This window comes from Corynebacterium sp. HMSC056F09 (genome assembly GCF_001815785.1).
Classification (GTDB): domain Bacteria; phylum Actinomycetota; class Actinomycetes; order Mycobacteriales; family Mycobacteriaceae; genus Corynebacterium; species Corynebacterium hiratae.
The window spans coordinates 71,135-91,026 of the sequence record NZ_KV821885.1; the positions used below are offsets into that span (position 1 = coordinate 71,135).

The following is a 19,892-nucleotide window of genomic DNA, read 5'->3' on the forward strand; positions in this document are numbered from 1 at the left end:
CCAATCTAGTCACATCGAACTTCATGCATAAGTGAAACGCGCCGAACAGGAATCAGGTTTTCCAAAGGGCACCACAACCTGGAACCCCAGATATATGCTGATTGGGCCCTGCCGCTGGTTCGGGTTTAACTACCCTGGTTGCTAGACTGTTTCGACGTGATTGTGACCAATGATTTCGAGGTGCGCGTGGGCGCACGCACGCTTCTCGACGCCCCCGGCCAGCACCTTCGCGTGCAGCCGGGGGATCGCATCGGCCTGGTCGGGCGCAACGGCGCGGGCAAGACGACCACCATGCGCATCCTGGCGGGGGAGACCGAGCCCTATGGCGGCTCGGTAACGCGCTCAGGTCCGATTGGTTACCTGCCGCAGGATTCTCGAGAAGGCAATATTGAGCAGACTGCGCGTGAGCGCGTGCTCTCTGCCCGCGGTTTGGATGAGATCAAGCGCCGCATGGCCAAGCAACAAGAGCTGATGGAAACCGCCACGGACGATAAATTCCGAGACAAGGCCATTCGTAAGTTCTCCCGCCTGGAGGAGGAGTACCACACCTTAGGTGGCTATGAGGCGGACTCCGAATGCGCGCAGATCTGCGATAACTTGGGGCTGCCGCAGCGTGTGCTCGACCAGCAGCTTAAGACGCTGTCCGGCGGTCAGCGCCGCCGCGTGGAGCTGGCGCAAATTCTCTTCGCAGCTTCGGCTGGGTCAGGCAAGTCCCAGACAACGCTGCTTCTCGACGAGCCCACCAACCACCTCGACGCGGACTCGATTACGTGGCTGCGCGGCTTTCTGTCCAAGCATGAAGGTGGCCTCGTGATGATTTCGCACGACGTCGATCTGCTGGAGGCCGTGTGCAACAAGGTTTGGTTCCTCGATGCCGTTCGCGCCGAAGCAGACGTCTACAACATGGGCTTTAAGAAGTACCTTGATGCCCGCGCCACCGATGAAGCTCGTCGCCGCCGCGAGCGCGCCAACGCGGAAAAGAAAGCCGCAGCCCTGCACAAGCAAGCCGCCAAGTTGGGAGCGAAGGCCACGAAGGCCGCCGCCGCCAAGCAGATGCTGCACCGTGCAGAGCGCATGATGAACGAGCTTGATGACGTTCGCGTGGCCGATAAGGTTGCCCACATCAAGTTCCCCGAACCTGCACCCTGCGGCAAGACCCCGATGAACGCCAAGGGCCTGACCAAAATGTATGGCTCGCTGGAGGTCTTCGCTGGCGTCGACTTGGCCATCGACAAGGGGTCCCGCGTGGTCGTGCTGGGCTACAACGGTGCCGGCAAGACGACCCTGCTCAAGCTGCTGGCGGGCGTGGAACGCACCGACGGCGAAGGAGGCATCGTCTCCGGCCATGGCCTGCGCATCGGATACTTTGCTCAGGAGCACGACAATATCGATCCAGACAAGACCGTGTGGGAAAACACGATTGAGGCATGCCCTGACGCTGGCCAGCAGGATTTGCGCGGACTGCTGGGCGCCTTCATGTTCTCCGGTGACAAGTTGGAACAGCCTGCTGGAACGCTCTCCGGTGGTGAGAAAACCCGACTGTCGCTGGCAACGCTGGTGTCCTCACGCGCCAACGTGCTGCTTCTCGACGAGCCCACGAACAACCTCGACCCACAGTCTCGCGAGCAGGTGCTTGATGCCCTAGGCACCTACACAGGTGCCGTGGTCTTGGTTACTCACGACCCAGGTGCGGTCAAGGCACTCAAGCCGGAGCGCGTCATCATCATGCCCGATGGCGATGAGGATCTGTGGAACGACGAGTACATGGAGATCGTGGAATTGGCCTAATAAACTTTCGGGCATGACTGCCCAGCCTGTTCTCCTTGATTGCGACCCCGGTATCGACGATGCCCTAGCGTTGATCTACCTCGCCGCGCTTCACCGCGCCGGAGAGATCGAACTGGCCGGTGTTACTACCACCGCTGGAAACGTTGGGATTGATCAGACCACCCGCAATGCTGCCTACATCCTGCAACTGTGTGGCCTGGATGAGGTGCCCGTCGCGGCGGGGCTTCCGGAGCCCAGCCAGGTGGAGCTGGTAACCACTCCGGAAACTCACGGCCCAAGCGGTCTTGGGTACCTGAGCGTGCCGGAGGGGCACGCTAGTGCTGAGCCTGCCGAGTGGACCAGCATTTGGACCGAAGCTGCGGACCGCAACGCGCAGCTCATCGTGACCGGACCATTGACCAATGCCGCGCACTTTGCTGCGGAGCACGCTGCCGACTACGCCTGCTTCTCCGGTGTCACCATCATGGGTGGTGCTGTGAACTATCCCGGCAACACCACGCCAACGGCGGAGTGGAACTTCTGGGTCGACCCGCATGCTGCGCGCGACTTCTTTGAATCCACCTCAAGGCCCACCACGCTGTGCCCACTCAACGTCACTGAGACGATGCTCCTCGGCCCGACGCAGCTGGAACGGCTGCGTGAAGCGCTCGCGCAGCACCCAGTGGCGGACGTTCTACCGGAGATCATGCGCTTCTACTTCGAGTTCCACGAGGCGCACGGCTCGGGTTATCAGGCTCAGATACATGATCTGCTCACCTGCATGGTGGCGTTGCAGAAGGTCCCGTTCTTTTCCACCGCGACCACCGTACGGGTAGTCAGTGAACCGGAATGGTTGCGCGGAACGAGCGTGGCGGACCTGCGCGGTCACTGGGATCGGGCCGCTAATGCCGCGCTGGTTACCGCCGTCGATGTTGGCACCGCCCATCGAGAATTTCTGCGCGCAGCATCTCTTCTTGGTCTTCCAGTAAACCTATAGTGCGCTAGAATCGGGGCCACAACCACACACCGCTCAAGACTCTTCTCTTGGGTCCTTCCGCTTCCCACGCACAGGGTCTAGAAGTGGTCAGACCCCGGCGTGCTGCCGCAGGAGAGGAAGAAGTCATGAACACCGCCAATAACCTCGATTCCGTTATTGAACCGTTGCTCACCGGATTAGTGAGCAAACGACCTGAGGTCCGCGTGGACTGGGCCTATACCGAATTGAAAGAGGGCATTGAGTCTGGTCAGTGGGATGACCATCTTGATCAAATTCGTGAACGCCTCAGCGGCTACCTGCGTACAGACAAGGTGTGGACGAAGGCTTTGTCCGCTCGGTTGCTCAACGTGCTGGCGGAGGCAGGCCACTTCCGCTATGAGGACTACCTCACCTTCCGCGCGTGGTATGTCACGGAGGATGACACACGCGGCATTGTTAAAGACATCGGCCCTATTATGGCCGTTGGTTGCGGCGCTGACTATGTAGAAACCTGTGTTCGCAAGGGGAGGATCCCTGCCGTCGAAGGCGCAGCGATCATCTCGTGCCGCCTTCGCGCCCCCGGAGGAGTGTGGCATGACGATGAGGGCTTGCGGCTTGCGCGTGCTGCCTGCACCACAATTGGCAAAAGCACCTCGACTCACATCCTCGAAATCTGGATCGAAAGGCTAAGCAATACCGTGCTTACCGAAGGCGTGCGCAACAACAACCGCGCCGTCGTGGAAAACTTCGCCCGCTTTCTCAAGGCCACAGCCCACATGGTCCGCAGTGAACCGGAGAAGTGGGGAATTGATGCCGAACGCGCGGAGCTGGCCTTGCCGATAATTGCGGAGCTTGAGGCGCAACTACGCAACGCTAGTGATTACCGAGAAGCAGCACCATAAAACGGACCTTCGTTACCTTCGTCGGGAGAGCGTGCTGCCATGGGGAGCCGTCTGGTGATGCTTGGGCCGGCTTACTGAGGAACAGGAGAGTATTGGGTGCCTCAATGAGGGGGCCCGGGGCAACAGCGCCGACATTCGAAAACTAGTAGGCCAACTCCTCATCCACCGGATAGGTTGTTCTCAGTTATCGGTGCCAGCCTTGTGAACTACGCTCCAGTCATACTGTGCGGTGGCTTCTACGATGAGGGCCGAAAGCGCTGGAGTATCCCCAAGGAAAAGTGCCAATGAACAAGCGGCTTCAAAGGCATGTCGCAACCTTGAACGTACAAACCTATAGCGGGTTCTGCTCTCCGCAATGCTTTGGCTGACGCTATAAATAGTCCGCATAGCCGCGATGATGCGCTGGAAGGCTTCTCTAAGTTCATTGTGAGACACACCGTGATAGCGATCGTGCCATTGAACGATATACTCGGCTGCCGTCACATCGATCGATGCCGTAGACAATTTGTGCCCGTGCTCCTGACGAATGGCGCGGGCCTGCGAGAGCTTTCGCATCGCGATCCGGTGATGTTGTGCGGTCTCATCAACATCGCTAGTGGCATGTGCAAGGCGTTGGTGTACGAAAGCCTGCTGTTGCAAGACATCAGAGAAGAAACAAACGTCATGTTGGTCGTACGCCAGGGCTGCACACTCTTCGAGTGTATGTAAAGCTTCATCGTGGCGGCCTTCGAGATGTAATCGATGTGCCTGTATAAGCATTATTTGTTTGCTAACTTGCGGTTCAACCGTGACTATGGTTGTTCCAATTTGTGCGATAGCAAGAGAAACACTGCTAACCCACTCTGGATGTGCGCTCAAGAGACGCAAATAAGCGCGTGTAAGTTGCAGGGTTGGCGCGTGGTTCGGATCTTCGCCTATCAAAGGCTCTGCACGGTTGAGGTTTAGCTCAGCAGCGGCATAATCACCAAGCATCATTTCGGTTTGTGCCACTCCTAAAAGAACGATTCCAAGATAAGAAGTGCCGAGACTTCGAGCTAAGGCTTGTATGTTTCGATAGGCTATAGCGGCCTGATTGTGTTGTCCTTGGCACATAAACAACGCAGCACGTTCAGTTTTTGTTAGGAAAGTGCGTTGTACAGGTTCAAGTGTTCGCGGAGCTAGTTCTTCGAGTGCAGCGACTCTCTTTTCGGCTTCCTCTAGCTTATTGGCGAAACGAAGCGATTGAGCGACGCTGAATGTGATTGCCCATTGTTGGTCTTCGAGGCGCATCAACTGAGACGGGTCGTCGACCCTTAGCTTTTTCCTCTCAATAGTGGAAAGGGCTCCGTGGAGAAGGTCGATGGACAAAGCAAGGTTGGCTTCACGAGTGACTTGAGGAAATTCTAAGAGTAGGTTGCTGAGCTCAGAGACACCCTTAGAACACTGTTCCGAATTAGTTAATTTCGTGGAATTCCAATGGACAGGGGTTTCTCGCCGCGAATCGTCGCCAGCCCGCATTTTCGAGCTTGCTTCCTCACATCGAGCTCTGAAAGCTCGTGCCGAAGTACGCACTTTTATGGAATCGAACACACTATAATCTCAGCACAGATTGGAATTTGTTGTCAATGATTTGGACACTTACGTTGAGAGGTAACGAAGCCCATGGCTACCTTGAGACCACGCACTGCAGTAATTGCGGATGCGTGGACCGCCGCAGAGATTGACGCACCTGCGCTAGTAAATAAGAAGGGTCTGCCTCTGGCACGAACACAGAAATGTCTACTTGATCCACTAGTTTTTAGGCCGCGGGAACGAAAGCATCTCGCCAAGGCACTGTTGAACCCCGCGGACGCTGCCGAGATGTACCAGCTTCTGGTTGATTCCCGAGAGGCGTTGTCATGGACGTCCTTGTGGTATCTCGAGTTCAAGGAAATGAGACAAGCACTGGGAATCTCGGAAGGGAATCCCCAGGAGCTTTATTATCCCCGAGCTTATGAGCTCGCCATTACTAGGGGAGCCCCCGAGGGCGATGTAAGCGAGCTCGTTAGTGCACTACTAGATTCCATACATACGATTGGCCCCAGCACGAGAGAAGTGATGGAGGTGCTGAGGTCAAAGGAAACGCATGACTATGCGGAGAAGACATGGACTTCCTCTTGGTACAACAGAAGAGTACCCCCTCAAACTCATGGACTTAGTGAACGGCTAGCGCTTGCTCTTCTTGATCAGTCAGGGGAGAGTCTTGAAGCCTTTGTGGCTACAGAAGACGTTCGGGCTATCGCTTTTGAAATGCGAGATCAAGAAGGAATTATTGAGAAGTTTCTGGAAGCTATTGTCCCTAAAACGCAAACAGTTTCTCTTTCTGAGAAGGATCCCCTTGTTCCACCGGAGTTGTTAGGTTCGGCATTTCTTCCGCTTGACCGCACCATTGAGCAGCGCGTGCGGGCAGCGTTAATTCGGCATCGGGACGCAGACTCTGAGGTCGGAGCTGCGGAAATCGTGATCGAAGAGATTGAAAGGGCAGTGGATGCATTTGGCCTCCACGATGCCCGAAGCCAAGCGCTATTCCTTGTTGGCACGGTGATAGCACCTCAGCTAACTCCGCTGCTTCACGTTGATTCTGACGACGTCGGAGCGGCAGAGGGGTTTGTAGGCGAGCTCCAGCAAAGAATACGGAGGGAGGCATATGTAATGCACTTGCGACGCCAATTATGTGCTGGGGGAGCCATCCATGCTGACCAAACCAAGATCGTTGCTGATTTGCAAGATTTCTGGAAGCCTTGGTTGAACCGCTTATGGTCTCGACTACACGGTCGCGAAATTAGGCCACGTCCCCCGGCTGAAAGCCCTAAAGAATTGCTGACCGGCATTACCCGTTCTGTCATTCTTGACCACCGCGCAAGAATCCGTAAGTCTCTTGAGAGGAGCTCCTGATGAAGTGGACATTGAAAGATGGAGCCTGGTCATCGGGCGTTATTAGTTTCTCAGAGTTTCCACTTATCCAAGCTGTTGAAGCTAGGGGAGCGCTATTGGAGTGGAATATCGACGAGCCCGAAAGGAGCCGGCCACGCATCACGATCACTGACGAAGACGAATGCGATTGGCTGTGGGAACTCATCGGAGAGCCTGCCCATGTTGAATTTGTACAGTCGGCGCAGAACCCCAACATGCGAAAAGCATTCAATGCCGCTGCTCAATGGAATCTGGAGACGTTACTGGCGCTTCGAAAGCTCGCTCATGGCCAGTGGCTACGAGATTGGTGGCCGACCAGTGCCGTTGATGGGGTACCCAAGCTGAGTGATGAGGGGCTGGTTCGTGAGATCAACGACGTGGCTATGCAGGTAGAAACAATCGTCGACGGGTATCAGTTTTCTCGTACTGAGGACACCTCAGTGTCCTTAAACAGAACAAGGGACAACCAGGCACAATCTGACTATGCTTTGGTCGCGGGCACAGTTCAAGAGTGTGCGATCACGGGCCCCATTTTTAGTGGTACATCCTCCCCGGCGTGGCAAGGGCTGCCAGCACATGTAGTTGATGCGACAGAGAATCCCGTTCAATGGCATGTCGAAGCGGCTCCGAATCCGGTGCTAGACATCCAAGTATTACTCGCTGATAAGCAGTCAAACGGTGAAGGCCTTGAGGTGCGGGTGCTTCGCGGACCTGAGGAATTAGCCCACGGATATCTCGACAAGCGGGGATTCGCGTCTGTGCCGTTAGGTCTCACGGTAGCTGAGGTATGGCTTCAAGATTGGACTGACGTGGTCGTACAAGTTGGGGTTGATGTCAACGAGAGCCAGGAAGTGCGCAACCGTATTAGGGCCTTTGCTCAGGAGCGACTGCGAGCTCGCGACAGGTTGAGCTTTGCCGAAGAGTGCGTTGCTCTTTACTGATTGAAGGCATCGAATCCCCCCCTTTGGGGGACCAGTTTTGTGAGTGGTAGAGCTAGCATTCTCCAATACTGAGGCTAGCTGGCACTCGAATGCACAGCTAAATGCAAAGAAAGGAACTCCAGTGAAGATCACTAAGTCTCTCGTATCTCTTCTTGCCGCCGTCTCGTTGACAACGCTCGCTGCCTGTTCTCAATCTGAAGGCGACAACGGCGAAAAGTCTGCGGACGCTACCACCGAAGTTGCTGCCAACGAGGCTGAAAAGACTGAAGACTCTAGTACAGATTCTGATGCGAATGCAGAATCAAACGACAGCGAAGATGAGTCTGCAAATGCAGATGCGAAGACCGCTTCAATCGGTGGAAGCTATGAAGCCACAGTTGATGGCCAGGCCATCGTGGTAGAAGACGAAACCATCGTATGCCAGGAGGCAGCTGGCACGATGAATCTCGCAGTAGGTTCCGGTACAGCTGGTATCTCCGCAATGCTTTCCACCGATGATAACCCCACGGTGAAGGGTGTCGGAATGATGGATGCAGATGGAAATACCCTGGCCTACGCTGAGGGTAGCCCGATGGGCTCCGCTACGGCGACGAAGGACGGCGACAGCTACACCGTGTCGGGTGAGGGCATTGTGACCGATCCACAAAACCCGACCAGCATGGAAACGAAGCCGTTCGAATTGAAGATTACCTGCGGTTAATCAAGGTAAGACGTGGTGAGTGGGCAACAAGTCCTGACCTTGTGGTTTGCTGAGGCAAGCACTTGCTGGATCACGTGGCGCTGGGAAGGAGAGGAAGACGCGCACGCGTCTCGTCTTGACCCAGCGCTACGCCAGACTCTTCTCAACTTTTATGAGGAGGCATTGCCCAATGCTCGCCCTGCTGAATCTGCGGAGGAAGCGCTCGACCGCGCCTTGAGTGGTCCATTGGCCTCTCCACAAGAATCGGCGGATTTTGGGGCAAGACTAGCTGATGGTCTTCTTCCCACTGAACTGACCCAAGCGTTAATTCGACGTTCTGGGCATGGCGCCGAGCGCGTTTGCATGAAGATCCATGTATCTCCAACTGCAGCTCGGATTCCATGGGCACTCCTGCGTATTCAAACAGAAACTGCAGGAAATCATCGTACGCTACTTTTGGACTTTGCGGACGTCGCTATAGCTATTCCCCGCAATGCTTCCCGCCTTGCGAAACGCCGCGATAAAGGAGCTTCGCGTTTGCGTGTTAACGGAACACGGCGCGGGGTTATAGCTGTCATCGATCCTAAAGTTCCTGGATACCAACCGACTTCGGCGTTGGGCTCGGTCCTGGGACCACCCCAAGACAACGATGAACTAGCAGCACTTTTAGGGCGGCGAACTGGAAACCTTATTCCCACAGCGACCGTTTTCTCTGAACTAGCTAGACGTAGTGATCTAGATCGCCGGTGGCTCAAGTCCGTACTGCCTAAAGCTTCCGCTTTTCTGTACGTGGGACACGTTAGCGTGGGACAGGATCTCACCTCCTCAGGGGCATCATCAGCACTCCACTTGTGTTGTGTTGATGACACGGGGCAGCACGATCCGTTGACCGCCGGTGAGATTCTAAGCGATGAAGAGTTCGTGTTCCCTGAACACGTGGCATTCATTGGGTGTGGTTCTGGTACCGACCATACTTTTCTCGAACCCATGGGTTTGTCTTTGGCCGCGCATTTGCGGGGCGCTCAGTACGTCATCGCTGCTTCGTGGACGATACCCACGGATTCATACCTTCCCTCTACACCGTTGCGGCGACTGATTCTTGCAGCCGATGAAGCATTAGATTCATCTAATCCGGCGCGTGCAATGAACTTGTGGCAACGTGACCGTGCGGAAGCGTGGTTTCGCGACGGCCACGTTAAGGACACCCCATTGCTTTGGGCGGCGATGCAGACTTTCGTGCGCTGACTAGTTGCGGAAACCGTGCACCGGTGCCGGAATGAAGCCACCGCGGTTGATGAAGGTGGAGTTGCCTACCTGGTTAACCGGGATGACCGGAGCGTAGCCTAGAAGGCCGCCGAAGTTGACCTCGTCGCCAGCCTTGGTACCAGGAGCAGGGATAACGCGCACGGCGGTTGTTTTATGGTTCATCACGCCAATGGCGGCCTCATCCGCGATCATGCCGGCGATGGTCTCAGCAGAGGTATCACCCGGGATGGCGATCATGTCCAAGCCCACCGAGCAGATCGAGGTCATGGCCTCCAGCTTGTCGATGGAGATAGCACCGGTGCGCACCGCATCGATCATGCCCTTGTCCTCGGAAACCGGGATGAAGGAACCCGACAGCCCACCCACGCGGGAGCAGGCCATCATGCCGCCCTTCTTGACGGCGTCGTTAAGCAGTGCGAGCGCTGCCGTGGTGCCGTGCGTGCCCACTTGGTCGAGGCCCATGTGCTCCAGGATGTGCGCGACGGAGTCACCCAGCTCTGCGGTGGGAGCAAGGGAGAGGTCAATGATGCCGAACGGGACACCGAGGCGCTCCGAAGCCATTTCACCCACGAGCTGGCCGGCGCGGGTGACCTTGAAGGCCGCCTTCTTGACCTCTTCGGCGACCTCGTTGAGGGTGGCGCCCTCAAGGGAGCCGAGCGCGCGATCGACCACGCCCGGGCCCGATACACCTACGGAAACGACGCAGTCCGGTTCCTCAATGCCGTGGAAGGCACCGGCCATGAAGGGGTTATCGCCCACGGAGTTGGAGAAGATCACGAGCTTGGCGCAGCCGATGGCGCTGCGCTCCTTGGTGAGCTCGGCAGCTTCCTTGATGATGCGTCCCATCTGTGCCGCAGCATTCATGTTGATGCCGGCGCGGGAGGAAGCGATATTCACCGAGGAGCAGACCAGGTTTGTCTCTGCCAGGGCTTCCGGGATGGAACGGATAAGCGCCTTTTCGGCGGTCGTTGCGCCCTTTTCGACGAGCGCGGAGTAGCCACCGACGAAGTCAACACCGGTCGCTGCGGCAGCGCGATCCAGCGCGCGGGCAACGTCCACGGGGTTTCCTTCGATACCGGCCACGATGAGCGCGATGGGGGTGACAGAGATGCGCTTGTTGACAATCGGGATGCCGAGCTCGGCCTCGATTCCCTCGCACACCTCAACCAGGTGTGCGGCGCGGGATGTCACGAGGTCGTACACGGCCTCGGCGGTGGCTTCCATAGTGGAGCGGGTGCAGCCGAGCAGCGAAATGCCCATAGTGACGGTGCGGATATCGAGACGGTACTTCTCGATCATCTCGATGGTGTCGAGAATGCTGGCGGTATTGAAGCGGTTAAGCATGACTGGTTATCGTCCCTAAATCTCGTTCATTGCGGTGAACAGCGCTTCCGACTGCACGCGAATGGATTGCTTGATGGACTCACCGACGGTGTTCATCCGCTCCTGGAGCTGCTGGATGCTGACCTCGTTCTCATCGAATTCGACGCGCAAGATCATGGTGAAGTACTCAGACATGAGCGTCTGGGAGACGTCAACGATATTGACGTTAAGTTCTGCGAGGGCGGTGGACACGGCGGAGATAATGCCGGTGTTATCGACACCGGTAACAGTCATGATGGCGATCATGACTAGATTGTAACCTGTACGTTTTTCCAGCTGCCCTGGGGTCCTGCAGTGAGATCAGATAGCGCGTACGGTGGCGCACATGACTGATACGACAACAACTGCACGCAAGAAGGTTTTGTACATCGGCGGCCACGGAAAGGTTGGGCTTTTGGCGGCGCCCAAGCTTGTCGACGCCAACCTCACCGTCCATTCCCTTATCCGTAGCCCCGACCAGGTCGCTGATATTGAAGCCCTAGGCGCCACCGCAGTGGTGCGCGATCTCACCGAGCTTTCTGTTGAGGACTGGGCAGAGCTTTTGGCTGACTATGACGTCGTCGTGTGGGGCGCTGGAAACGGTGGCCGCGCGGGTGCGGAAGTGACGTGGGCAGTCGACCGCGATGCGGCACTTGCCTCCATCGCTGGCTTGGAGAAGCTAGCGGAGGAGGGGAAGCACACCCCGGCCTACGTGATGATTTCCTACATCGGCGCTACGGAGAACACGACCGATCCTTCCGATGAGTCGTGGTACGCCTACGTGGAGTCCAAGAAGGCCGTAGACAATAAGCTTAATTCGACGGATCTCAACTACCTCATTCTGGGTCCTGCAGCGCTCACGGAAGAGCCTTCCCAGGGCATCACTGTGCTCGATAGCGATGCCGAGCGCACCAGCGATATGACGACTTCCCGGGAGCTTGTCGCCGAGGTTGTCGCTGAGGTTGCTCGCCGCGATAGCTTCCCGGCCTCGCCTCTGGAGTTCATCGATGGTGAAGGCAGCGTTAAGGACATCTAGGATGCAGGAGACGCCGCGGCGTTAAGGCCAGCACTTACTTGCTCGCGGGTCAGACCGTTGTGCAAGCTCGCCTGGCGAAAAGGTTTAGTAGCGAGGTGGGCGGCGATGTACCACCCCGTGGTGTGCTCGAAGGTGGCTTGGCTTTGGAAGCGCACCACGGCAATACCTTGCTCGCGGAAGGACCGGGGAGACGTGTGGGATTCAAACTCGTCGCTGATGATTTCTTGAACCGTGCCGTCGGGGAGGAAGAGGCGCACCTTGGCTTTGTAGTAGTACTCGGTGGGATCGGCATGCGGCACGTGCCGACCGGTCTGCCAGATCTCGCTGAGCAGAGCGGGATAGTACTCAATCCAGCCTTTTTCTGCGGCGGTGCCCAGTCGGCGTGCGCCCCACGTTGAACTGCGAATGGACCGAATCTGTCTACCTGCCGCGACCACGAGCACGAGGACAAAGACTGCGACGGCCAATCCCTGCCACCCCGAGCTGATGGACGTATCTTCGCCGATAATGGCTGATATCGCGATAGCGAGTAGCACTACCGCCACGATGAGCTTGGTCCGCAGGTTCTTCCATCCAGATGTGGATCGACCCGGCAATGGCCCAGCCGCTGCAATGGCGCGACCGACGGCAGCTGTCGTAGGAGAAGGGTTTGGCGAAGATACTTCCCTTAAGCTACGAGGAATGAGCCTTTCGGAGTATTCATGATTCGGAAAGTCGAAGGGGGCTATCGCTTGCTGAGACATTGTGGTGGGCTCCTGAAGAAGGTGGGGCGTCCCGATGGCACGCTGTTGAGCGTTAACCTTTTACCCAGTTCTGCTCAGCAAAAGACAGCGCCGCCTCGATGTTCTTCTTGCGCAGACCATGCTGGAGTTCTAGTTGCGGTTTGTCCGAGTCGGCGCGGTATCCCACCACACTCCAGCCGTTATTGTGGTTGAAGTCAACGGTGGCGACGAGGGGACCGTCGGCGAGCAGCCGGCCGCGAAGCTTCAGCCAATTCGGGTTCGGAGCGACGAACTCCGCTGTCATGGCCTTTTTCAACGAGCCGTCTGGCTGCAAGATGAGTATCGGGGCGGTGTAATAGTAGTCGGTGTTGTCGTTGTAGTCGACGCGGCGCTTGTAGACGAGCTCCCCGATTAACGCAGGACGGTACTCAACCCACCCATTCGCCCAGGCGGTCCGCAACCTAGTTCTCCTTCCCCAGCGACCCCGCACGAGCATGACTCCGACAAAGATGAATACCATTGCGGCAAGCCCGTTGATAATGCTGGCTATTGGTATCCCGCCGTTCGTTCCGTCTGCGCCCGGAAATAGGACAAAGAGGAATAGCACATGGAACACTGTGAAGAATAGGGACATGACACCCATGGAGATGAAGATGAATCCAAAGATGATCGCGCCGAGATTGGCTTGGCCGATCGGTCGCCCGACACTATTGATAGCTTCGCGTATACCGCTGCGGTCCACGTTAGGGTTCGGCTGCTGATCATGCTCCTTTAACTCCTTAGGCGCGAGGGAGCCTGCGCTGACTGCATCAAATTTCAGCGGTGACCGAGGCAATTGAATAGAAGATTGCGTCATGGATCACAGTGTAAAGGGGTTAGAGCTGCCTTTCTCGTCGGTTCAACACCTAATGGGGAGTAGGACCCGTGTTGGGCGGCGGGCCAACCAATCGAACAGCGGCTTAGCGCGCCCAATGCTGTTCGGCGAAGTGGAGAACGGCATCAACTTGGCGGCCGGTGAGTCCATTGGAGAGTTCCGCCTCCGAGCTCGTTCCGTCGGTGCGGTAAGCAGCGACGGTCCAGCCATTATTGTTCGCAGTATCCACGGTAGCGATCCGGGAGCCCTCTGCCAGTGCAGCGCCACGTGATCTCAACCAGTTCGGGTTGTTTGCGCGGAACTCACCGGACATGGCCTTCGCCAGTGCGCCGTCTGGTTGAAGGATCATGAGCGGCGCGGAGTAATAGAAATAGGTCCGTTCACGATCATCGGGACCTTCGGTTTTGCTGCGCAGGTAAACCAACTCACCGATGAGAGCGGGACGGTATTCTACCCAGCCATTGCGCCACGCGGTGCGCAAACGCCGAGCTTTACCGATTTCCTTGAGGATGTTCCACAGGCTCACAGCGACAAAGGTCGCGCTGAGGAAACACAAAATGATAGGGATTAGCGAAAATATGCCGATGTCAGAGAAGCTGAATCGCGGAGGACCAAAATCACCAGCGAAGAAAGAGAACGTCATGTTGCACATAAATAGTCCAACTAGACCTATGATGACCCAGACTGCCAGGTCGCTGAGCTTCAGGCGCCCAGGCTGGGGCCCAGCCTCCTCGATGACCTCGCGAAGACCTGAATTGTCCATTCGCGGGCTCGGCTGAGCATCGTGGGCGCGCTGTTCTTTCGGAGCAAGCCGGGGTGTGGCGTTCAGACTAATTCCACACTGCGTCCGCGGAAGCTGTAGGGGAGTATGGTCCATGCGCCACAGTGTAGCGTCAACCACACTCCGGCACTGAGTGTTAAGCGTTTAGTGACCGGCGTGTGGGCCACGAATCGATTGCTCTACTAAGGACAACACCTGTTCTAGATTCTTCGTGTCCCCGAGCGCTAGGCGGTTGATAAAACCGTCCATGAAGGTCTCTAGATAAGTCACGAGGGTATCAATAGAGACGTCGTCGCGCAGCCGGCCTTTCTCGGCGTTTGATTCCAAGCGCGCACGGACCGCCTTATCCAAAACCTGCTGCTCTTCATGCCACCGAGCAGCGAAGGAGGGATCGGTACGCAGCATCGAGGTCACAGCAAGCCGGGTAGCAAGCCAGTCATGGCGCTCTGGGTGACGCAGCATCTCGCTCATTACCTCAACGAGACCGTTGTTTGCTACGACCTCGGCCTCGCGGGCCGCGTCTTCCCGAGCCAGGGCCAAAAAGAGAGACTCTTTATCGCCGAAGTGGTGAAAGATAGCCCCGCGCGATTTACCCGTGGCTTCTTCGAGGCGTCGAACTGTGGCACCTTCATAGCCGTGCTCAGCGAAGCATCTGCGTGCACCGACCAGAATGTCATGGCGGCGGCGGTTCAGTTCGGAGTCGCTCATAATCGGCATGGTGGGGAAAAGCTCCTTAAAGCGCGGCTGGGGGATAGACGAGTGACGGAAGTATGTGGAGTATGTGGGGCGGGAAGCAGAAAGGCCAGCCAGCACTCTATGTTGCTGGCTGGCCTATCCGCCTAACTATGCAGGCCACCCCGTTTCCGGGGAACCTGCATGGTGGGCAAGGTTGGTTTAGGCCTTGACCATCTGGCGCAGAACGAACTGCAGGATGCCGCCGTGGCGGTAGTAGTCGGCCTCACCAGGCGTGTCGATGCGAACCTTGGCATCAAACTCAACGGTCTCGCCGGATTCCTTGGTGGCGGTGACGTGAACCGACTTCGGAATGCCGCCCTCGTTGAGAGCCTCGATACCTTCGATGTCAAAGGTTTCGGTGCCGTCCAAGCCGAGGGACTCGTGGGACTCGCCCTCCGGGAACTGCAGCGGAATAACGCCCATACCAATGAGGTTCGAGCGGTGGATGCGCTCGAAGGACTCGGTAATAACGGCCTTTACGCCCAGCAGGTTGGTGCCCTTAGCAGCCCAGTCACGGGAGGAACCGGTGCCGTACTCCTTACCTGCCAGGACAACCAGCGGGATATCGGCTGCCTTGTAGTTCTCGCAGGCGTCGAAGATGAAGGCCTGCGGTGCGCCCTCCTGGGTGAAGTCGCGGGTGTAGCCACCGGCGACGTCGACCAGCTGGTTCTGGAGGCGGATGTTAGCGAACGTACCGCGCATCATGACCTCGTGGTTACCACGACGGGAACCCAGGGAGTTGTAGTCCTGGCGCTCCACACCGTTGGCATCGAGGTACTGAGCGGCCGGGGTACCCGGCTTAATGGAGGAGGCCGGGGAGATGTGGTCGGTGGTCACGGAGTCACCGAGCTTTGCAAGGACGCGAGCGCCCTTGATGTCCTGAACGGGCTCCGGCTCAGTCGGCATGCCATCGAAGTACGGTGCCTTGCGGATGTAGGTGGAGTCTTCGTTCCACTTGAAAGTCTCACCCTCCGGGACATCCAGGCTGCGCCATGCGTCGTCGCCCTTGAACACGTCGGCGTAGTCAGCCTCGTAGAGCTCGCGGGAGATGGCCTGCTGGATGGTGTCCTCGATCTCCTGCGGAGAAGGCCAGATGTCCTTGAGGAAGACATCGTTGCCATCCTGATCCTGGCCCAGCGGCTGGGTCTCGAAATCGAAGTCCATGGTGCCCGCAATAGCGTAGGCAATGACCATGATGGGGGAAGCCAAGTAGTTCATCTTGACGTCCGGGGAAATACGGCCCTCGAAGTTACGGTTACCGGAAAGCACCGCGGTAGCAGCCAGATCATGCTCGTTGATGGCGTTGGAGATCTCCTCCGGCAGCGGGCCGGAGTTACCGATACAGGTGGTGCAGCCGAAGCCGGAGAGGTAGAAGCCCAGGGCCTCTAGATCCTTCCAGAGGTCTGCGCGCTGGAAGTAACCATCCACAACCTGGGAACCCGGAGCACAAATGGTCTTAACCCACGGCTTGGACTTCAGGCCCTTTTCAGCAGCCTTACGTGCGATAAGACCAGCGCCGACCATAACGGACGGGTTGGAGGTGTTGGTGCAGGAGGTGATGGAAGCGATGGCAACCATACCGTGGTCCAGCGTGTACTCACCGCCGTTCGGGGAGGTGACGGTCACCGGGTTGGACTGGCGGCCGGAGCCGCCCTTGGCAGCGGACTCACCCTCGCCTGCGCGGGATTTGTTCAGGCCACCGGTCACGTCAACGAGGGAGTTCTCGTCGCCGCCCTCGGCGGTCATGCGCTTGGCCTCAACGGTGGACTCGTCGGCAACAACCTCGCCGGAAGCGTAGGTCGGCAGATCCTTACGGAACTGCTCCTTGGCCTCGGAGAGGAGGATGCGGTCCTGCGGGCGCTTCGGGCCAGCGATGGACGGCTTCACGGTGGACAGGTCCAGCTCGAGGTACTCGGAGTACTCTGCCTCCGGAGCATCCTGCTCCAGCCACATACCCTGTGCCTTGGCGTATGCCTCGACGCGGTCGATCTGCTCCTGTGGGCGACCGGTGAGCTCGAGGTACTTGATGGTCTCCTCGTCGATCGGGAAGATCGCAGCGGTGGAGCCGAACTCGGGGGACATGTTACCGATGGTGGCGCGGTTGGCCAGCGGCACAGCCTTCACGCCGTTGCCGTAGAACTCAACGAACTTCTGAACCACGCCGTGCTGACGCAGCATCTCGGTGATGGTCAGAACCACGTCGGTAGCGGTCACGCCGGTCGGAATCTCGCCGGTGAGCTTGAAGCCCACAACGCGCGGGATCAGCATGGACACCGGCTGGCCCAGCATCGCTGCCTCTGCCTCGATGCCGCCAACGCCCCAGCCCAGGATGCCCAGGCCGTTCTCCATGGTGGTGTGGGAGTCGGTACCAATGCAGGTATCCGGGTATGCGAGACCGTCGTTGTCGAAGACCACGCGGGAGAGGTACTCAATGTTGACCTGGTGGACAATACCGGTTCCCGGGGGGACAACGCGGAAGTTGGAGAAGTTCTCAGCACCCCAGCGCAGGAACTGGTAGCGCTCCTGGTTGCGCTCGTACTCGATCTCCACGTTCTTCTCGAGGGCTTCAGTAGAGCCGAAGGCTTCGACGATGACGGAGTGGTCAATAACCATCTCGGCCGGGTTGAGCGGGTTCACCTGGTCCGGCTTGCCACCGAGTGCGGTGATAGCCTCACGCATGGTTGCGAGGTCCACCACGCAAGGGACGCCAGTGAAGTCCTGCATGAGAACGCGGGCCGGGGTGAACTGAATCTCAGTATCCGGCTCAGCGGACGGATCCCAATTGGCCAAAGCGTTGATGTGATCCTTGGTTACGTTCTTACCGTCCTCGTAGCGCAGCTGGTTCTCAGCCAGAACCTTGAGGGAGTACGGAAGCTTCTCCAGGCCCTCGACTGCGTTGATGTCAAAGTAGTCATAAGACTTACCGTTGACCTCAAGAGTCTTCTTGGCGCCGAAGGAGTTCAGGCTTTCAGTCATAAGGAGCTCCATTCCTTGCTTTTCGCTTGTGGGTTATCGAACACTTGTCGAGGGTTCGTCGAACTATCCGACTAGCACTGACCTTTCAGGAGGCCAAGCGTGTCGACGATCTTTGAACACGCATGTTCTCTAATACATTGTAGATGTAAGAACCCTCGGTCGACACCACTATAACAGTACGCGCGTTCTGTTTCATCCATTTCGGGGGTAGCGGCGCGTCGCGAAGCTTGCCCGGGTCCGGCGGTTTAGGCTCGACCACGAATCTGGGGAACCGAAGCGCTACAAGATAACGAGGAGTGGCAAATGATCCCGGCGGACGTAAATGTAGACGATATTGCCGCACAGCTGTCAGCCGACGGCGTTGCCTTCTCTAATCCGGAGCTGGCGCTTGACGACGACCTCCAGGCCCACATCTCAGCCTCATTACAACCCGGACACGGTATCGCAGTGGTTGACGTCTTCCCGGAGAAGATTCCGGATCTCCGCGACTTAGCGACAACCCTCCAGCGACAGACAGGGCTAGACACTGTCATCTTGCAGGCGCCCATGAAGGTCTCCGCGGTGAGCAATTCTTATGACCGCGCAACCTTGGAGGCGGCCGAAGATGCGTTGCCAACCGGTCTCGATCAGGTCACGCTGCTCAATGATTTCTATGCCACCGCTGACCATTTTTCGGCACCATGGGGAATCATTCTGGGGCTCCTTTTCTGCCTCGCTTCGGCCGTCGGATGGATAGCCTTCCGCGCGTCTGCTCGGCACAATTTGATCGCCGAAAAATAGGCGGAATAACTACGGCGCGCACTTCGCTACTCGTTGGGGCCTGACGGCAGGGGAGTGGGGAAGTGGCAAAAGTCAACCACTATCCCTTTACTTTCGAAGCGGGGGAGTGGTTTGCGTCGCGCGCCGAACGGCAAGTTATCCGTGATTGCGGGGCTTGCCAGGCCGTGAAATTTCACCGAGGGTCAAATGGCCCGCTAGAGCATCGTGCCCCAGTCCGACATGAAGGACGGATGTAGCAATCTGGGGCAATCACGAGAGCGGTCGGTGAGACAAGCCTCAAGGCGTGACACCGTACATTCACTGCCAGGTAGCCCCGAAAGCAGACCTTACAAGTAGGCGTTACTCGAACGTGATAAACATCACAATCACACCTTGGTAACAAAGTCATTGCAGGTTAGGTGCTCCTGTCATGCCCTGTGCCCGCACGTGGCTGATGTGAAAATTGAGGAAAGTGTGCGAGATGGAGTGTCGGTGACGTATGGTTCACGTATCGACTCACGGGTTGACTATTGCTCCATACGTTCATGGACCAAGCCTTGACTCTCAATTGATTTGTCGCACGGGTATGTGGGGAAGCACGCCACGAGCGAAGGGAACAGTTGGGGTTCACCGCCTGGTGGATGAACGTCGTGTCACTGCTGACGCGAGTAGCGGAACAGTTTGCCCGAGGCAGTCGGTACCAGTGTTCAACTTTTAAAAATCGAAACACCTACCTTCCGAGTGGAAGAGGCTTCACACACTTCATTGTGCGCGTCTTTGTAGCGGGCAAGAAGCGGCCGTATGCTCTTCCGGTTTCCGGTTGGGTGCCAGCCATGGAGGCGGGCACTCGTGCCATGTGGGCGCGAGTTGCTGCTTTCACGAGCGCGGCGTCCAGCGAGGAGGAACCGTGAGAGACGTGGCCCTCAGCCAGAGGTGTGCCCCTTCGTCGTCGGATCGCGGCTAGTCCTAGGCGTACTCGCTATCGAGCGAGGGACGCTCTGCAACTGGAAGATTGGGACGGCGGTCTGATGAGACGTTGGTGTACACACAGCGCCTGCGCAGTACCTTTAGTGTCTCCGTTGTTGGCAGAACACAGTGCCCTTTAGGGGCACGAACGCAGGAATACTCCTGCCTGCGCCAGGACGTACATGCCTCGTTCGACCACTCTTGTTCGCGTATCCATCT

The 19,892-nt window shown here is 57.5% G+C and carries 17 protein-coding genes; 9 read left to right on the plus strand and 8 right to left on the minus strand.

Going from position 1 to position 19,892, the window contains the following annotated elements; genetic code table 11:
* Positions 1–156 precede the first annotated feature (156 nt).
* The 3 genes from HMPREF3056_RS00445 to HMPREF3056_RS00455 all read left to right on the plus strand — a co-directional run bounded on the left by HMPREF3056_RS00445 (position 157) and on the right by HMPREF3056_RS00455 (position 3,645).
* On the plus strand, positions 157–1,788 hold the full coding sequence (locus HMPREF3056_RS00445; RefSeq protein WP_070516612.1) for an ABC-F family ATP-binding cassette domain-containing protein: 1,632 nt from the start codon (positions 157–159) through the stop codon (positions 1,786–1,788).
* Positions 1,789–1,801: 13 nt separating this feature from the next.
* Complete coding sequence (locus HMPREF3056_RS00450; protein WP_070753900.1) at positions 1,802–2,764, plus strand: nucleoside hydrolase; 963 nt, start codon at positions 1,802–1,804, stop codon at positions 2,762–2,764.
* Positions 2,765–2,889: 125 nt separating this feature from the next.
* Positions 2,890–3,645, plus strand: coding sequence for a hypothetical protein (locus HMPREF3056_RS00455; RefSeq protein ID WP_070753901.1), 756 nt, complete (start codon positions 2,890–2,892; stop codon positions 3,643–3,645).
* A 180-nt stretch (positions 3,646–3,825) separates the two neighbouring features.
* On the opposite strand, the gene HMPREF3056_RS00460 is transcribed toward HMPREF3056_RS00455, so the two are convergent.
* On the minus strand, positions 3,826–5,214 hold the full coding sequence (locus HMPREF3056_RS00460; RefSeq protein ID WP_141759828.1) for a tetratricopeptide repeat protein: 1,389 nt from the start codon (positions 5,212–5,214) through the stop codon (positions 3,826–3,828).
* Positions 5,215–5,877: 663 nt separating this feature from the next.
* On the opposite strand from HMPREF3056_RS00460, the gene HMPREF3056_RS13260 reads away from it, so the two are divergent.
* From HMPREF3056_RS13260 to HMPREF3056_RS12900, 4 genes are all read left to right on the plus strand, one after another.
* Positions 5,878–6,558 carry a hypothetical protein gene (locus HMPREF3056_RS13260; RefSeq protein WP_141759829.1) on the plus strand — a complete coding sequence of 227 codons (681 nt, stop codon included), beginning with the start codon at positions 5,878–5,880 and terminating at the stop codon, positions 6,556–6,558.
* Positions 6,558–7,517 (plus strand): hypothetical protein, encoded by a 960-nt coding sequence (locus tag HMPREF3056_RS00470; protein ID WP_049155694.1) that lies wholly within the window; start codon positions 6,558–6,560, stop codon positions 7,515–7,517. Before HMPREF3056_RS13260 ends, HMPREF3056_RS00470 begins: the two co-directional genes overlap by 1 nt.
* Before the next feature lie 121 nt (positions 7,518–7,638).
* Entirely contained in the window at positions 7,639–8,217 is a 579-nt protein-coding gene (locus HMPREF3056_RS00475; RefSeq protein ID WP_049155693.1) for a lipoprotein LpqH, read from the plus strand.
* 15 nt (positions 8,218–8,232) lie between these two features.
* Complete coding sequence (locus HMPREF3056_RS12900) at positions 8,233–9,441, plus strand: CHAT domain-containing protein (RefSeq protein ID WP_168166770.1); 1,209 nt, start codon at positions 8,233–8,235, stop codon at positions 9,439–9,441.
* On the opposite strand, the gene HMPREF3056_RS00480 is transcribed toward HMPREF3056_RS12900, so the two are convergent.
* Together HMPREF3056_RS00480 and HMPREF3056_RS00485 are read right to left on the minus strand one after the other, a co-directional pair.
* Complete coding sequence (locus HMPREF3056_RS00480; RefSeq protein ID WP_046649124.1) at positions 9,442–10,806, minus strand: PFL family protein; 1,365 nt, start codon at positions 10,804–10,806, stop codon at positions 9,442–9,444.
* A gap of 15 nt (positions 10,807–10,821) precedes the next feature.
* Complete coding sequence (locus HMPREF3056_RS00485; RefSeq protein WP_010186707.1) at positions 10,822–11,091, minus strand: ACT domain-containing protein; 270 nt, start codon at positions 11,089–11,091, stop codon at positions 10,822–10,824.
* A gap of 79 nt (positions 11,092–11,170) precedes the next feature.
* Here HMPREF3056_RS00485 and HMPREF3056_RS00490 point away from each other — a divergent pair, with 79 nt between their 5' ends.
* Positions 11,171–11,860, plus strand: a complete 690-nt coding sequence (locus HMPREF3056_RS00490) for an SDR family oxidoreductase (RefSeq protein WP_046649125.1) — start codon at positions 11,171–11,173, stop codon at positions 11,858–11,860.
* Here HMPREF3056_RS00490 and HMPREF3056_RS00495 read toward each other — a convergent pair.
* From HMPREF3056_RS00495 to acnA, 5 genes are all read right to left on the minus strand, one after another.
* Positions 11,857–12,396 carry a hypothetical protein gene (locus HMPREF3056_RS00495; protein WP_246822449.1) on the minus strand — a complete coding sequence of 180 codons (540 nt, stop codon included), beginning with the start codon at positions 12,394–12,396 and terminating at the stop codon, positions 11,857–11,859. The genes HMPREF3056_RS00490 and HMPREF3056_RS00495 overlap by 4 nt on opposite strands.
* A 259-nt stretch (positions 12,397–12,655) precedes the next feature.
* Positions 12,656–13,438 carry a hypothetical protein gene (locus tag HMPREF3056_RS00500; protein ID WP_046649127.1) on the minus strand — a complete coding sequence of 261 codons (783 nt, stop codon included), beginning with the start codon at positions 13,436–13,438 and terminating at the stop codon, positions 12,656–12,658.
* Between the two features lie 103 nt (positions 13,439–13,541).
* Positions 13,542–13,982, minus strand: coding sequence for a hypothetical protein (locus HMPREF3056_RS13655; RefSeq protein ID WP_246822442.1), 441 nt, complete (start codon positions 13,980–13,982; stop codon positions 13,542–13,544).
* A gap of 399 nt (positions 13,983–14,381) precedes the next feature.
* Positions 14,382–14,954, minus strand: coding sequence for a TetR/AcrR family transcriptional regulator (locus HMPREF3056_RS00510; protein WP_070547417.1), 573 nt, complete (start codon positions 14,952–14,954; stop codon positions 14,382–14,384).
* 177 nt (positions 14,955–15,131) lie between these two features.
* A complete protein-coding gene (gene acnA / locus HMPREF3056_RS00515; RefSeq protein ID WP_210401765.1) occupies positions 15,132–17,948 on the minus strand; it encodes an aconitate hydratase AcnA in 2,817 nt (938 codons plus the stop codon).
* A 303-nt stretch (positions 17,949–18,251) separates the two neighbouring features.
* On the opposite strand from acnA, the gene HMPREF3056_RS00520 reads away from it, so the two are divergent.
* Positions 18,252–18,728, plus strand: a complete 477-nt coding sequence (locus tag HMPREF3056_RS00520) for an Rv1476 family membrane protein (RefSeq protein WP_070511802.1) — start codon at positions 18,252–18,254, stop codon at positions 18,726–18,728.
* The last annotated feature ends 1,164 nt before the right edge of the window (positions 18,729–19,892 follow it).